Consider the following 14,408-nt stretch of genomic DNA (forward strand, 5'->3'; position numbering starts at 1 on the left):
CGGGCCGGACATGAGCGGAGGCGATGGAGTGGGGCTGTTCCGACGAGGACCGAAGCGTGACAGTCGCGAGACGACACCGAGGGATCCCGCCTTCTCCTTCTTCTCGGCCGACGAGGCCGCGCGGTTCCGCGGCCAGGTCCGCGAGGCCTTCGCCGAGCGAGGTCTTGAGGTCACGCTCTACGCGGACATGGCGAAGGACAGCGCCGGACGTCAGTTCGGTCTGGGCAATCTCGCGGCGGTCTGCCACAACGACGACCGCGGCCCGCGCGTCTGGGGCGTACTGATCCGTCGGCATGTCGGCATGGTGCTGCGCACCATGGACGCTCCCTCCGCACTGGACACCCTGGCTCCCGAGCAGATCCGCGCCCAGCTTTATCCACGGGTGATCAGCCAGGACGGTCTCGATCCGCAGACCTTCGGCTACGCGCGCTCCGTCGCGCCGGGGCTGTACGAAGTCCTCGCCCTCGATCTTCCCGAGAGCGTCATGATGCTCACCGACGAGGCGCTGGAGCCGCTCGGTGAGACGCGGCATCTGCGGGAGCGTGCGCTGCACAATCTCCGTGAACTGCCGGTCGAGGGCCGCGAGACCGTCAAGGACTCCGACGGGACCCGGTTCGAGGTGGTGCTCGGCGACTCCTTCTACACGGCGAGCCGGGTCCTGGCCCTGGAGACGGTCGTGGAGCAGCTCACGGGCCGGCCGATCCCGCCGGAAGGCGCGCTGGTCGCGATGCCGTTCCGCCATCAGCTCGCCTTCCATGTCATCCGCGACAGCACCATGATCCCGTCGCTGAACGCCATGGCCTCCTTCGCCGCCTCCGGGTACGAGGACACGCCGGGGGCCATCAGCCCGTATGTCTACTGGTGGCGGAGCGGCACGCTCACCCAGCTCAGCGACGAGGACGAGGACGGCGAAGGGCTGCGGATCGTGGTGGGCGAGGACTTCCAGGAGCTGCTGGAACGCCTGGTGGAACAGGACCCACCGGACAGACCGTAGGGCCGTCATCCTCCCGCCAGCACCACACCCGACTCCGGCGGCAGATACAGCACTCCGTTCTCGTCCGGCGGTCCGACCGGCTCCCACGCGGCGAGCACCCGGCCGCCGCCGTCGTGAGGCCGGCTGCCGCCCAGTGGGATCCGTACCGGTTCGCCGGAGAGGTTCACCGCGATCCGCAGATCGCCTCTGCGGTACGCCAGCCAGCGCGCCTCCTCGTCGTACGCCACCTTCGTGCCGGCCAGATCCGGATCGGAGAGATCCGGCTGGCCGTGGCGCAGGGCGATCAGTTCGCGGTACCAGGCGAGCAGCCGCGCGTGCGGCTCCTTCCCGGTCTCGGAACGGTCCAGACAGGAGCGCTCCCGTGTCGCCGGATCCTGTGGGTCCGGGATCTCCTCCGCCGCCCAGCCGTGCGACGCGAACTCCCGCCGCCGGCCCGTCCTTACGGCCTCGGCGAGCACCGGGTCCGGATGGTCGGTGAAGAACTGCCAGGGCGTGGAAGCGCCCCACTCCTCGCCCATGAAGAGCATCGGAGTGCTCGGAGCGGTCAGCACGATCAGCGCGGCGCAGGCCAGCAGGCCGGGCGGGAGAGTGGCGGAGAGCCGGTCGCCGAGCGCGCGGTTGCCGATCTGGTCATGGGTCTGCGCGTAACCGAGGAAGCGGTGCGCGGGCGTTCTCGTACGGTCGACCGGACGGCCATGGGTCCGGCCCCGGAAGCTCGAATACGTACCGTCGTGGAAGAAGACCCGGCTGAGTGTCTTGGCGAGCGCGGCGAGCGGCTCCCGGGCGAAGTCCGCGTAGTAGCCCTGGGATTCACCGGTGAGCGCGGTGTGCAGGGCGTGGTGGAAGTCGTCGTTCCACTGGGCGTGCACACCGAGGCCGCCCTCCGCGCGCGGAGTGGTCGTACGAGGATCGCCGAGGTCGGACTCGGCGATCAGGAAGAGCGGCCGGCCCAGATCGGCGGAGAGCGCGTCGACGGCCGTGGACAGCTCTTCGAGGAAGGTCAGCGCGCGGTGGTCGGCGAGGGCGTGCACCGCGTCGAGCCGCAGCCCGTCGAGCCGGAAGTCCCGCAGCCAGGCCAGCGCGCTGCCCAGGAGATACGCCCGCACCTCGTCGGAACCGGGGGCGTCGAGATTGACCGCGGCGCCCCAGGGCGTGTGGTGCGTGTCGGTGAAGTACGGGCCGAAGCGCGGCAGATGGTTGCCGGACGGGCCGAGATGGTTGTGCACCACGTCGAGTACGACACCGAGGCCCAGACCGTGTGCCGTGTCGACAAAGCGCTTGAGCGCCTCCGGGCCGCCGTACGGCTCATGGACCGCCCACAGCGACACTCCCTCGTATCCCCAGCCATGAGTCCCCGGGAACGGGCACACCGGCATCAGCTCGACATGGGTGATCCCGAGCTCGGCCAGCGGCGCCAGCTGGTCCGCCGCCGCGTCGAAGGTGCCCTCGCGGGTGAACGTGCCGATGTGCAGCTCGTACAGGACCGCGCCGGGCAGTCCGCGGCCCTGCCACGAGGTGCGCCACTCGTACGCGGCCTGGTCGACGACGGCGCTCGTGCCGTCGGGCCCGTCCGGCTGGCGGCGCGAGCGGGGATCGGGGAGTACGGGGCCGCCGTCGAGCGCGAAGCCGTACCGCGCGCCGTCGTCGGCGGGCGCCTCGGCGGTCCACCAGCCGTCGCGCTCCGGGTCCCGGGCCATGGGCAGCTCGGTGTCCGCCAGCCGGAGTGCGACCCGCTCCTTCGCCAGTGGTGCCCATACCTCGAACTGCACGAGCGGTTCCCCCTCGTCGTCAGGCCGGCTGCCGCGGCCTTTCGGCTGTCCCTCTCATGGTCGCAAGAGAGACGGCGCGGGGCCCGGTGATCGAGGCGAATCGGGTGGAGGAGCGGTGGAGCCTCGGTGGAGACGCTCGGCGGAGACGGACCCGGCCCGCCGCTCCGGGTGGGGGAGGGAGCGACGGACAGGGCCGGTGCGGGAACCGTACGAGCCGTACGAGCTGGCCGTACGAGCCGTGCGTACGGGCCTTGTGAGCCCGTGCGTACGGGATCGGCGGTTACGGGATCAGTGGACCGAGCAGGGCGCCGTGGCGGCGGTGTCCGGCGGTCCTCCCGAGGCGACATAGCTGAAGGTCGTGGAGGCTCCCACCGCCAGCGAGCCGTTCCAGTCGGCGTTATGGACCATGACCTCCTGTCCTCCGTAGGTGGCGGTGCCGTTCCAGAGGCTGTCGACCTTCTGGCCGGTGGGCAGCGCGAACTCGACCATCCAGCCGAGGATCGCGTTGGCGCCGGTGTTCTTCACCGTGATCTCGGCCTGGTAGCCGCCGGACCAGGAGTTGGTGGTCTTCCTGGTCGCGGTGCAGGTGGCCGTCGGGTCGGTGGGCGGATCGGTCGGAGGCGTGGTGCCGGGCTCGCCGACGCCGGTCACCTCGCCGTTGCCGCCGTCGAAGACCACGTCGGAGCAGCTGTAGAAGGTCTCGTTGCTGTCCGAGCGCTGCCAGACCATATAGATGATGTGACGGCCGGTCTTGCCGCCGGGCAGGTTGCCGCTCCACTTGTACGCGCCGTCCACGGTGCCGACGGTGCCGGTGACCGCCGGGTGGTCGACGGTCAGGAACGGCTGTGCCTCCAGATCGTCCCAGGTGAAGGTTTTGGTCGGGTCGAAGCCGTCCTTGGTGACATAGACGTAGAACCAACCCGGGTGCGCCGCCCAGGCGTTGTACGAGAAGTCGAGCCGCGCGCCCGAGGTGAGATGGGTGAGCGGCCAGTCGTTCCTGGCCTGGTTGAAGCCGGAGAACGTGGTGTTGCCGCCGCTGCAGAGCTGACCGTCGGGGATGAATCCCTTGGTCCGCCCGGCGCCGTCGGAGCGCAGCACGGAGAACCAGTTGTAGAGCGGAGTCGTGCCGCTCTCCGCGACGGCGGCCTTGCAGGCCGGATTGACGGGCTTGATCTCACCGGTGCTGGTGAGCCCGTCCCGCCAGCACATGAAGGTACGGCTGGCGGGCTTCATCGGCGTGCCGTGGGCGGTGGAGGTCCCGCTGCCGCCGACGATCAGCAGAAGGGCGGGAAGGACGGCGAGCAGGGCGAGCAGTACGGCTCTGCGCGGAGGTGACAACCACAGTGGGGGGCGAGTCATCGCACGAGGTCCCTTCGGCGTGATCATGACAAGCGAATGAGTGACTGGGAGCGCTCCCAATTCGGAACGTAGCGCCGGTGAGTGGTTCTGTAAACGCCTTGCGACAGGAAATTCCGGGCGCCGGCCGGAACGGCGGATACGGAGTCTCCGCCTCCGCCGCCTCCGTCAGGTCCGCCGCTCGTAACGGTCGTAACGACGCACGTAACGGAGGACCGCGGTGCGCCCGTTCCGTCTGGACACCTCAGGGCCGTCCGACGGACAATCACACATGTGACGTCCTCCTTCGAGTTCCACACGTATCCCGCGCGGCTCTCCGACGCCGAGCGCGACCGTGTCCTCGCGGTGCTCAGGGAAGGCGCGGCGCAGGGCATGCTGTCGCACGACACCTTTCTGCGCCGGATGGATCTCGCGCTGTCCGCCCGGCGGGCCGATGAGCTGAAGCTGCTCACCGCGGATCTGGAGATCGAAAGCCCGTGGTCACGGCGGCTGTTCGGCGCGGTGAGCCGGGCGTCCGCGTTCTCCGTACGGCTGCGCAGGGCCTGGCAGGCGGAGCGGCTGCCGAAGTTGCTGCTGCCGCAGCCGGGCCCGTATCCGCTCCGTATCGGTCGCGATCCGATGAACGGACTGCGGCTCAGCCATGACACGGTCTCGCGGCTGCACGCCGAACTGAGTATGCAGGGCGGGGTGTGGGTGCTGCGCGATCTGGGCTCGACGAACGGCACGACGGTCAACGGGCGGCGGGTGACGGTGACGGCCGTCGTCCATGACGGGGATCTGGTGAGCTTCGGCCAGATGAGCTTCCGGCTGGCCACGGACTGAGCGCGCGCCCGGCGCCGGTCTCCGTTTCCAACAGCCGTGCTCCCGTCGGCACATCGATACGCGGACCGGTCAACCGGGCGCTCCCGTAGGCCACTTCGATGCACGAAGAGAGCTGTCAGACCTGTCGGCTCAGCAGCGCCACCGGGCAGTCCGCGAACAGCACGGTCAGATCGACCGGACCGCCGCCCTCGAACTCCCGTCCGGGCGAGGCGAGCAGATCCGTCCAGCGGCCCTCCGGCAGCGTCAGCTCCGTACCGGCCCAGCCTCCCGCCTCCGCCAGCCCGAGCGGCAGCCGTGTGACGGCCGTGACCACCTGGCCCGACCGGCAGAACGCCAGACAGTGGGCCGCCGCCGGGCCGGTCGCGGGCAGCGGGGCATAGGTCCCCGACTCGCCGAAGACCGCGGGCCGCTCACGCCGCAGCCGGAGCGCGGCCGTCGTCACCACCGTTTTCTCGTCGGGCGGCCCGGTCCTGAACGGCCGCCGGTTGTCCGGATCCACCAGCGCCAGGTATGTACGCTCCGTGCCCTGGTAGAGATCGGGCACGCCCGGCATGGTGAGATGCACCAGTGCCGCGCCCAGCGCACCGGCCCGTACATACGGGTCGAGCGCGCGCCGGAACTCCGCGACCGTCTTGCGCGCGGGACCGGCCGGCCCTGCCTCGACAAAGGCCGCCACCGCCTGTTCGTACAGCGGATCGGGCTCCGTCCAGCTCGTGTGCAGCCCGGCCTCCCGTACGGACTTCAGCAGCGCGGGCACCATCCGCGCGCCGGAAGGCACCATCCGTGAGCTCTCGGGAAGGCTCGCGGTCCTCGCGGTCCCTTCCGTGGCCGGAGTGAAACCGACCGCCGTCTGCCATGCCTGCCAGGCGAGCTGCGGATCCGGCGCCGCCACTCCGGTCTCGCCGGTGACCCGCTCCAGCAGCGCCGACCAGCGTCGTGGACACTGCGACAGAACCGCGATCCCGGCCCGTACGTCCGCGCTGCGCTTGGTGTCGTGCGTGGTCAGTACGGTGCCGGTGGTGGGCCAGTCGCGCGCGAGACGCGCGCAGTACGCGTGGAACCGCTCCGGACTCACCGCCGGATGTCCGGGATCGCCGCCCACCTCGTTCGCCGAGATCAGCGGCACATAGCGGTAGAAGGCCGTGTCCTCGACGGACTTGGCGCGCAGCGCGGACGCGGTCTGGGCGAAGCGCGCGCAGAACGCCGTGTGGTCCGGGCCCGTACCGAGCCTGCCGAGCGCCAGCTCCCGCACCACGTCCACGGCCGTCGCCTCTTGCTCCACGGCGAACGCGGCCTTCGCCCGGCGGACCGCCTCCTCGGGAATCGCGGCCTCGGCCGCCTCCGGGCACGGGCCGCCCGCCGTCGTGTACGGGCGGTAGACCGGGACCCGTACGAGCAGCTCCTGAACCGCCGTACGCAGCGCCCACGGCGCGTGGTCGCGCAGCGCGGGATCGGCGGCGCAGATCCGCCGCGCCGTACGGACCAGGAAGGAGGTCTCGGCGGCCAGTTCATGGATGACGACCTTGTAGGCGGCCCGCCGGACCGTGCCCTCCCAGTAGCCGCCGCGGTCGCCGACGGGCCCGGCGACATCGCGGTAGTGCCGCTCCAGCGCGGCGGCGCCCGCGGGATCCGTGAAGAGCCCGTCGACATGGCGCAGCGCGTCGTAGCCGGTGGTGCCGGCGACCGGCCAGCCGGCGGGCAGCGCCTCGTCGTCGGCGAGGATCTTCTCCACCACGGTCCAGCAGCTCCGGCCGGTCGCGCCCGTCGCCTCGGCCAGCCGGCGCAGATACTCCTCCGGATCGGCGAGCCCGTCCGGATGGTCGACACGCAGACCTTGGACGACTCCGTCCCGTACCAGCTCCAGGATCTTGGCGTGGGTGGCGGCGAACACCTCGGGATCCTCGACCCGAACGCCGATCAGCTCGGAGATGGTGAAGAAGCGCCGGTAGTTGAGCTCGGTACGGGCAAGCCGCCACCAGGCGAGCCGGTAGTGCTGCGCGTCCAGCAGCTCGGGCAGCGGGAGGTGCCCGGTGCCGGGCGCCAGCGGATAGCGGGCGTCGCCGTGGCGCAGCTCGCCGTCCTCGACGCGCAGCGCGCCCAGCTCGTCGCCGATCGGGGACGGCAGGACCGGCAGCAGCAGCTTGCCGTCGCCCGCGTCCCAGTCGATGTCGAACCAGCGGGCGTACGGCGAGTCCCGGCCCTCGCGCAGCACCTCCCACAGGGCCCGGTTGTGGGCGGGCGCGGCGGCCATGTGGTTGGGCACGATGTCGAGGACGAGCCCGAGGCCGTGCTCCTCGGCGGTACGGGCCAGCCGCCGCAGCCCGTCCTCACCGCCCAGCTCGTCCCGTACCGCGGAGTGGTCCACGACGTCATAGCCGTGCGCCGAGCCCGGTACGGCCTCCAGCACCGGCGACAGATGAAGATGCGACACCCCGAGCGCGGCGAGATAGGGCACCACTCGCTCCGCTGCCGCGAAGGGAAAGTCCGGCTGGAGCTGGAGCCGATAGGTCGCGGTGGGCGTCATACGATCGTACGTACCCAGCTCGGCGCCTTCTGTGTCATCGGCGCCACCGGTACCCGCGTACGGCTGGACGGCGCCGGGCGCCGGTGCCTCGCCCGGCCCGTACGCCGGGGCCCGGACCGGCGCCCGGTCCCGTGCGTCCCGGCGCCTCTCCCGGCCGAACCCATGCCTACGCGGGGCGCCTACGCGGGGCCTACGCGGGCCGCATCAGTACCGTCATACTGCGGCCGATCATGGTGATCCGGTCGCCTCCGTCGGCCTTCTCGCCCTGTCCCGGAGCCACGCCCTCCGGGCGCGCCGTGTCCACCATGATCTGCCAGTGCTTGCCATGGTTCAGCGGCACCACGAACTCCAGCTTGTCGGCGCTCGCGTTGAACATCAGCAGGAACGAGTCGTCCGAGATCCGCTCGCCGCGCGGGCCCGGCTCCGAGATCGCGTTGCCGTTCAGGAAGACCGTCATGGCCTGCGCGTGCGCCGCCGTCCAGTCCTGCTGCTTCATCTCGTCGCCCTCCGGTGTGAACCACGAGATGTCCGACAGATCGTCGTGCGTGCCCTCCACCGGCCGTCCGTGGAAGAAGCGCCGGCGCCGGAAGACCGGATGGTCGCGGCGCAGCCACACCATCGCCCGGGTGAACTCAAGCATGCCGGTGTCGGTCTCCGCGCCCGGCTCCGGCCAGCGGACCCAGGAGACCTCGTTGTCCTGGCAGTACGCGTTGTTGTTGCCGCCCTGCGTACGGGCGAACTCGTCGCCGTGACTGAGCATCGGGACGCCCTGGGAGAGCATCAGCGTGGCGATGAAGTTGCGCATCTGACGGTTGCGCAGCTCGATGATCCCGGGATCGTCGGTCTCGCCCTCCACTCCGCAGTTCCAGGACCGGTTATGGCTCTCGCCGTCCCGGTTGGACTCGCCGTTGGCCTCGTTGTGCTTCTCGTTGTACGAGACGAGATCGCGCAGCGTGAAGCCGTCGTGGCAGGTGGTGAAGTTGATGGAGGCCAGCGGCCGGCGCCCGTCGTCCTGATAGAGATCGGACGAGCCGGTCAGCCGGGACGCGAACTCCGCCAGCGTCCTGGGCTCGCCTCGCCACAGGTCCCGCACGGTGTCGCGGTACTTGCCGTTCCACTCCGTCCACAGCGGCGGGAAGTTCCCGACCTGATAGCCGCCCTCGCCCACGTCCCAGGGCTCGGCGATCAGCTTCACCTGGCTGACCACCGGATCCTGCTGCACCAGATCGAAGAACGACGACAGCCGGTCGACCTCGTGGAACTGACGGGCCAGCGTCGCCGCGAGATCGAAGCGGAAGCCGTCGACATGCATCTCGGTCACCCAGTACCGCAGCGAGTCCATGATGAGCTGGAGGACATGCGGACTGCGCATCAGCAGCGAGTTCCCGGTGCCCGTGGTGTCCGTGTAGTAGCGAGGATTCTCGGCGAGCCGGTAGTACTGGGCGTTGTCGAGCCCTCGGAAGGAGAGCGTCGGACCGAGGTGGTTGCCCTCCGCCGTATGGTTGTAGACCACATCGAGGATGACCTCGATCCCGGCCCGGTGCAGTGCCCGTACGGCCTGCTTGAACTCCAGGACCTGCTCGCCGCGGTCGCCCCATGAGGCATAGGCGTTGTGCGGAGCGAAGAATCCGATGGTGTTGTAACCCCAGTAATTGCCGAGGCCCGAGTCCACCAGCCGGTGGTCGTTGACGAACTGGTGTACGGGCATCAGCTCCAGCGCGGTGACGCCCAGCTCCGTGAGGTGCTCGATCACCGCCGGATGGGCCAGTCCCGCGTAAGTGCCGCGCAGCTCGTCGGGCAGCTCCGGATGGAGCATGGTCAGGCCCTTCACATGGGCCTCGTAGAGCACCGTGCGGTGGTAGTCCGTACGCGGCAGCCGGTCGTCGCCCCAGTCGAAGTACGGATTGACCACGACGGAGGTCATCGTGTGCGGTGCTGAGTCCATGTCATTGCGCGAGTCCGGCTTGCCGAAGTGGTAGCCGTACACCGACTCGCCCCACTCGACACTTCCGCTGATCGCACGCGCGTACGGATCGAGCAGCAGCTTGGCGGAGTTGCAGCGGTGCCCGCGCTCCGGCTCATATGGCCCATGGACCCGGAAGCCATAGCGCTGACCTGGCATGATGCCGGGCAGATAGGCATGCCGTACGAAGGCGTCCGTCTCGCGCAGCTCCACCGCCGTTTCTGAACCGTCGTCGTGCAGCAGGCACAACTCGATTCTGTGGGCGGCCTCTGAGTAGACCGCGAAGTTGGTCCCGGCGCCGTCGTACGTGGCGCCGAGGGGATACGCCTGTCCCGGCCAGACCTGCATAGATAGGACTCTTCCACTTCTGATCCGGGTGCTGCGGGGCCAAGGGCGTGCTGCGGAAGTCCCGGCTTTCGCAACACGCCCTTGGACCAGATCTTCCCCGAAAGACGCCGCTCGACCTAGGAACTCGATGGGTTCTTGCCGCTGGGTCAGGCCCGGGTCAACTTCACGTTTCCGGCCGTCGCCCGGGACCGGCCGTGGTCCCAGCGGTCCCGAGAAGGGCATGACGTCCCGTCGGGCCCGGGCACGGAACGGCTCCAACCACTATGAATCAGCTCACTTGCGCCGAAGTCGGCGCCGAGAACGAGCCTCACGAATAAGGGAGTTGAGAAAGGAGCCTGTGCATCGGGCTGCACCGCCTCCGGTCGGCGGAGTACCCTTCCTTGATCGTTGAAGGGGGAGAAAAGGCGGTGCGCGGGTGAGCTCGGGAGGGCTGGAGCTGCCCCCCGGTGACGCAGGTCACGCGGGGGACTCCGGCGACATCCCGCCCGGAGCGGTCTCCCTCGCGCGGCCGATGGAGATCGGGGCGGAGCTGGACTGGGGGCCGGACGCCTGGAGCGAGGTCCGTACGCGCGCCCAGCGAGCGGGACGTGCGTATATCTGGCTGAATCTGGTGGAGCAGCGGCTGCGCGCGGTGGTCGCGGCGGTGCTGCGGCCCATCTACGAGCCGGTGCACGGCGAGGAGTGGGTGGTCGCCGCGGCCGGGCCCGCCGGACAGGAGTGGGTGCAGCGCGCCGTCGCCGTACGGGAGGTCTCGCGGCGCAAGGGCTATCTGCTCGATCCGGCCGATGACAATGTGCTGAGCTTTCTCACGCTTCCGCAGCTCCGTGAGCTGATGGTGCAGCACTGGCCAGGATTCGAACCGTATTTCGACGACCGCAGAGATGTGGAGCTGGCGCTCGACGAGCTGGAGGTCGCGCGGAATGTCGTGTCCCGCAATCGCGCGCTCTCCGAGACGGTCCTCGCCCAGGCGGAGCGGGCCTCGGCCCGGCTGCTGGAGATCCTGGGCGGCGGCAGCGGAGTGCCGTCGGCGGCCCGGCTGCGTGTCGACGCCATGGAGGATCTGGTCGGCGACCGGTACGCGGACGTGGTCTCCGTCCATCCCGACCGGGTCCGGCTGCAACGGCAGATCCCGGCGGAGGATCTCTTCGGCGGCGCCCGGCGTGTCGACGCCATCGGTATCGGACTGAACCTTCTCGTCCAGAACTTCTCGGGCCGCCGGCTGATCCGGCTCGCCGAGTCGGGCTGCCGGATACGGCTGGTCTTCCTCAATCCGGCGAGCAGCGCGGTCAAGCGCCGGGAGCGCGAGCTCGGGCTCAAGAAGGGCGAACTGAGCCGTTCGGTGGAGATGAACATCCTTCATATGCGCCGGGTGCGCTCCAAGCTGCGCGATCCGGGCGCCTTCGAGATCCATGTCTTCGACGAGACGCCGCGCTTCACCGCGTATCTGGTCGACGGCGACGGCGCCGACGGACTCGCCGTGGTGCAGTCGTATCTGCGGCGGGCACGCGGTATGGAGGCGCCGGTGCTGGTGCTGCGAGGCGGCGGGCGTGAGGTCGTCCGTTCGGGACAGGAGGCGGAGCACGGTCTCTTCCAGACCTACCGCGAGGAGTTCGAGTCGGTCTGGACGGACTCCCGTCCGGTCTCCTGAGCCCGCGCGCGGCCGGTGGGTCGGCCCTGTGGTCCAGGCGTTGTCAGTGGCGCGTGGCAGGGTGAAAGTCAGGCGGGGGAGCACCAACGGGGGAAGCGCCACCGCATCATGAGGGAGGGCCACGATGACTTGGCATGGGGAGCAGCCGACCGGTTCCGGCCTGGCGACGACCGGTACGGGAATGACCCGTACGGCGACGACCGGTACGGAGCGCAGGGCGGCGTATGACGGTCCGCGCCCGGCCGAGGGCCGGGCGATCAGCTGGCTCGGCAGGCCGCTGGTGGCCTTCGATCTGGAGACCACCGGCACGGATGTGGAGAGCGACCGCATCGTCACGGCGGCGCTCGTACGGCTGGAGGCGGACGGAGCGGTCTCACGGGAACGGACCTGGCTCATCGATCCGGGCGTGGCGGTGCCCGAGCAGGCGTCGGCGATCCATGGCATCTCCACGGACCATGCGCGTCGGCACGGCGTGCCGGCCGCCGCCGCGATCGAGGAGATCGCCGGAGCCGTCGCCGAGGTGCTGCGCTCGGGCACGCCTCTGGTGGTGATGAACGCGCGGTACGACCTGTCGCTCCTGGACCGTGAGTGCGGGCGGTACGGCGCGGAGTCGGTCAGTGAGCGGCTGGGCGAGGCACCGTCACCGGTCATCGATCCTCTCGTCATAGACAAGCACGTCGACAAGTACCGCAAGGGCAAGCGGGCCCTTCAGGCGCTCTGCGCGCACTACGGCGTACCGCTGGACGACGCGCACGACGCGAGGGCGGACGCGGTGGCCGCGGCCCGGGTGGTGCGGCGCATGGGCGAGCGGCACCAGCCCGTCGGGCTGCTGCCACCGGCCGAGCTGCATGACCTTCAAATCGGCGCGGCGGCCGAGCAGTCGGCCTCCTTGCAGGCCTATCTGCGGCGCACCGCGAATCCGACGGCGGTGGTCGAGCAGGCCTGGCCGGTCATTCCGCGGAGCCGATGATTGTGCCGTAGGCGGTGATCCGGTGGTCCGTCAGAACGGGTACCAGCGGACCTCGGAGTCGTTGTCGCGCAGGGAGGCGACTCTGCGGCGGAACTCCGCGAGAGCCTTGGGATTGATCGGGGCATGCTGGGCCACCCAGGCGCAGCTTGCCGTCTCACGGGCGCCGCGCAGGACCGGACAGCCCGGCCACTCACGGACGTCCCAGCCATAGGCGGCCGTGAAGGTGTCGTACGCCTCGGCGGACAGGCCGTACCGGTCGCGGGAGAGGGCCATCACCACCAGATCGTGTTCCCGGAAGTCCATGGAGAAGGTCTCCAGATCGACCAGGACCGGTCCTTCGGGGCCCACATGGACATTGCGCGGCAGCGCGTCGCCGTGGATCGGGCCCGGTGGCAGCTCCGGCGCGAGCGTGGCTGCGGCCTCGGCGAAGCCGTCCCTGCGGTCACGGAGATAGTCGGCGTCGGCCGGTTCGATCGCGTCGCCCGCGATCCGCAGCCAGCGTTCGACACCGCCGAGCAGATCCCGGCGAGGGAGCGCGAAGGAGGGAGCGGGCAGTGCGTGGACGAGCCGGAGCAGGGACGCCAGATCGCCAGGGCCCGCGGGCCTTACGGCAGCGGGCAGCCGGTGCCAGATGGTCACCGGATGACCGTCCACCGACCGCGGGCGCGGTTCCGCGGCCCGTACGGCCGGGATGCCGCACTCCGCGAGCCAGGACGCGATGGCGACTTCACGCCGTGCGCGGTCCAGCAGTTCGGGATGGTCCTCGGCGCTTCGTCCGACCTTGACGATCAGCTCACCGGTCCCGAACACCGCGTTCTCCCCGAGGGAGAGCAGCTCAGCGGTGTCCGGCAGCCCGGTCGCGGCCAGGATCTCCCGCGTGCGTGCCTCGTCCATCGTTCGCCCACTCACTCATACTTCCGGCCGATCGGTCCGCGCAAGTCTCGCATCCGTGCGGATCGTCTTGACGGGTGGAGATCCTCTTCGCACGATGGCAAGAGCCGCCAGGGCGGCTTTTACCCCCACAAGCCGCCCGAAGGAGTCGAATCCGTGACCTCGGCGACCGCGGTGGAGCGGTCAGGCAAGGAACGGTCCGCGAGCGGGCGGGCAGGGCGGTCAGGACGCGCAGGGCGGCCGGGCAGGCCGCTGGACCACGGCGCCTGGTTTCTGGTGCTGCCCGCGCTGATCCCGATCCTGGTGCTGAGCGTCGGACCGCTGCTCTACGGCGTCGCGCTCGCCTTCACGGACGCGCAGTCCGGCCGTACCGAGCCCACCGAGTGGATCGGCACACTCAACTTCCAGGATCTGCTGCACGACACGCTGTTCTGGGACTCGTTCGGGATCGGTCTGCTCTGGGCGGTCGGAGTGACCGTGCCGCAGTTCGCGCTCGCGCTCGGTCTCGCCCTGCTGCTCAACCAGAATCTCCGCTTCCGCTGGCTGGCCCGCGCCCTGGCGATCATTCCCTGGGCGATGCCCGAGGTGGTCGTCGGCATCATGTGGCGGCTCGTCTACAACGCCGACGCCGGAATCCTCAACGAGACCGTGCGGGATCTCGGCCTCGGCGAAGGGCGGGACTGGCTGACCGGGCTCGCCACCGCCCTGCCCGCGGTGATCGTCGTCGGGATCTGGGCCGGTATGCCGCAGACGACGGTCGCCCTGCTGGCCGGTCTCCAGAACACTCCGCGCGAACTGCACGAGGCCGCGGCGCTGGACGGCGCGGGAGCCTGGCGCCGGTTCCGTACCGTCACCTGGCCCGCGCTCCGGCCGGTCGCGCTGGCCATCACGGCGCTCAATCTCATCTGGAACTTCAACTCCTTCGCGCTGGTCTATGTGCTGACCAGCGGCGGACCCGGCGGACGCACCAGGCTGCCCATGCTCTTCGCGTACGAAGAGGCCTTCCGCTACGGCCAGTTCGGCTACGCCGCCGCCATGGGATGCGTGATGGTGGCCGTGATCGCGGTGCTCCTCTCGCTCCAGCTCGTAGGACGGCTCCGACAGGGAGAGGACGGGCGATGAG

The 14,408-nt window shown here is 70.1% G+C and carries 10 protein-coding genes; 5 read left to right on the top strand and 5 right to left on the bottom strand.

Annotated elements, in window-relative coordinates:
* The first annotated feature begins 28 nt into the window (after window positions 1–28).
* Window positions 29–994 (top strand): hypothetical protein, encoded by a 966-nt coding sequence (locus ACFV6H_RS15875; protein ID WP_385542129.1) that lies wholly within the window; start codon window positions 29–31, stop codon window positions 992–994.
* A gap of 5 nt (window positions 995–999) precedes the next feature.
* Here ACFV6H_RS15875 and treZ read toward each other — a convergent pair whose 3' ends face one another.
* Window positions 1,000–2,763, bottom strand: a complete 1,764-nt coding sequence (treZ, locus tag ACFV6H_RS15880) for a malto-oligosyltrehalose trehalohydrolase (protein WP_385541974.1) — start codon at window positions 2,761–2,763, stop codon at window positions 1,000–1,002.
* 288 nt (window positions 2,764–3,051) lie between these two features.
* On the bottom strand, window positions 3,052–4,122 hold the full coding sequence (locus ACFV6H_RS15885; protein WP_385541977.1) for a lytic polysaccharide monooxygenase: 1,071 nt from the start codon (window positions 4,120–4,122) through the stop codon (window positions 3,052–3,054).
* 270 nt (window positions 4,123–4,392) lie between these two features.
* Between ACFV6H_RS15885 and ACFV6H_RS15890 the strand changes: the two genes are divergently transcribed.
* Window positions 4,393–4,941 (top strand): FHA domain-containing protein, encoded by a 549-nt coding sequence (locus tag ACFV6H_RS15890; RefSeq protein WP_384787291.1) that lies wholly within the window; start codon window positions 4,393–4,395, stop codon window positions 4,939–4,941.
* Window positions 4,942–5,056: 115 nt separating this feature from the next.
* On the opposite strand, the gene treY is transcribed toward ACFV6H_RS15890, so the two are convergent.
* Both treY and glgX read right to left on the bottom strand, forming a co-directional pair.
* Entirely contained in the window at window positions 5,057–7,465 is a 2,409-nt protein-coding gene (gene treY, locus ACFV6H_RS15895) for a malto-oligosyltrehalose synthase (RefSeq protein WP_385541979.1), read from the bottom strand.
* A 190-nt stretch (window positions 7,466–7,655) separates the two neighbouring features.
* Window positions 7,656–9,776, bottom strand: a complete 2,121-nt coding sequence (glgX, locus tag ACFV6H_RS15900) for a glycogen debranching protein GlgX (protein ID WP_385541981.1) — start codon at window positions 9,774–9,776, stop codon at window positions 7,656–7,658.
* Window positions 9,777–10,191: 415 nt separating this feature from the next.
* On the opposite strand from glgX, the gene ACFV6H_RS15905 reads away from it, so the two are divergent.
* Both ACFV6H_RS15905 and ACFV6H_RS15910 read left to right on the top strand, forming a co-directional pair.
* Window positions 10,192–11,424 carry an SAV2148 family HEPN domain-containing protein gene (locus ACFV6H_RS15905; RefSeq protein ID WP_385541983.1) on the top strand — a complete coding sequence of 411 codons (1,233 nt, stop codon included), beginning with the start codon at window positions 10,192–10,194 and terminating at the stop codon, window positions 11,422–11,424.
* Window positions 11,425–11,680: 256 nt separating this feature from the next.
* A complete protein-coding gene (locus ACFV6H_RS15910; protein ID WP_385542131.1) occupies window positions 11,681–12,394 on the top strand; it encodes an exonuclease domain-containing protein in 714 nt (237 codons plus the stop codon).
* A 30-nt stretch (window positions 12,395–12,424) separates the two neighbouring features.
* On the opposite strand, the gene ACFV6H_RS15915 is transcribed toward ACFV6H_RS15910, so the two are convergent.
* Window positions 12,425–13,288 (bottom strand): phosphotransferase enzyme family protein, encoded by an 864-nt coding sequence (locus ACFV6H_RS15915; RefSeq protein WP_385541985.1) that lies wholly within the window; start codon window positions 13,286–13,288, stop codon window positions 12,425–12,427.
* 153 nt (window positions 13,289–13,441) lie between these two features.
* Here ACFV6H_RS15915 and ACFV6H_RS15920 point away from each other — a divergent pair, with 153 nt between their 5' ends.
* Window positions 13,442–14,407, top strand: a complete 966-nt coding sequence (locus ACFV6H_RS15920; protein WP_093601342.1) for a carbohydrate ABC transporter permease — start codon at window positions 13,442–13,444, stop codon at window positions 14,405–14,407.
* The last annotated feature ends 1 nt before the right edge of the window (window position 14,408 follow it).

It is taken from the genome of Streptomyces sp. NPDC059743 (assembly GCF_042732975.1).
In the GTDB taxonomy this organism is placed as follows: domain Bacteria; phylum Actinomycetota; class Actinomycetes; order Streptomycetales; family Streptomycetaceae; genus Streptomyces.

Excerpts from the sequence above, each read along its gene's own strand:
- ACFV6H_RS15885 (WP_385541977.1), bottom strand. The coding sequence starts at position 4,122 with ATGACTCGCCCCCCACTGTGGTTGTCACCTCCGCGCAGAGCCGTACTG.
- treY (WP_385541979.1), bottom strand. The coding sequence starts at position 7,465 with ATGACGCCCACCGCGACCTATCGGCTCCAGCTCCAGCCGGACTTTCCC.
- glgX (WP_385541981.1), bottom strand. The coding sequence starts at position 9,776 with ATGCAGGTCTGGCCGGGACAGGCGTATCCCCTCGGCGCCACGTACGAC.
- ACFV6H_RS15915 (WP_385541985.1), bottom strand. The coding sequence starts at position 13,288 with ATGGACGAGGCACGCACGCGGGAGATCCTGGCCGCGACCGGGCTGCCG.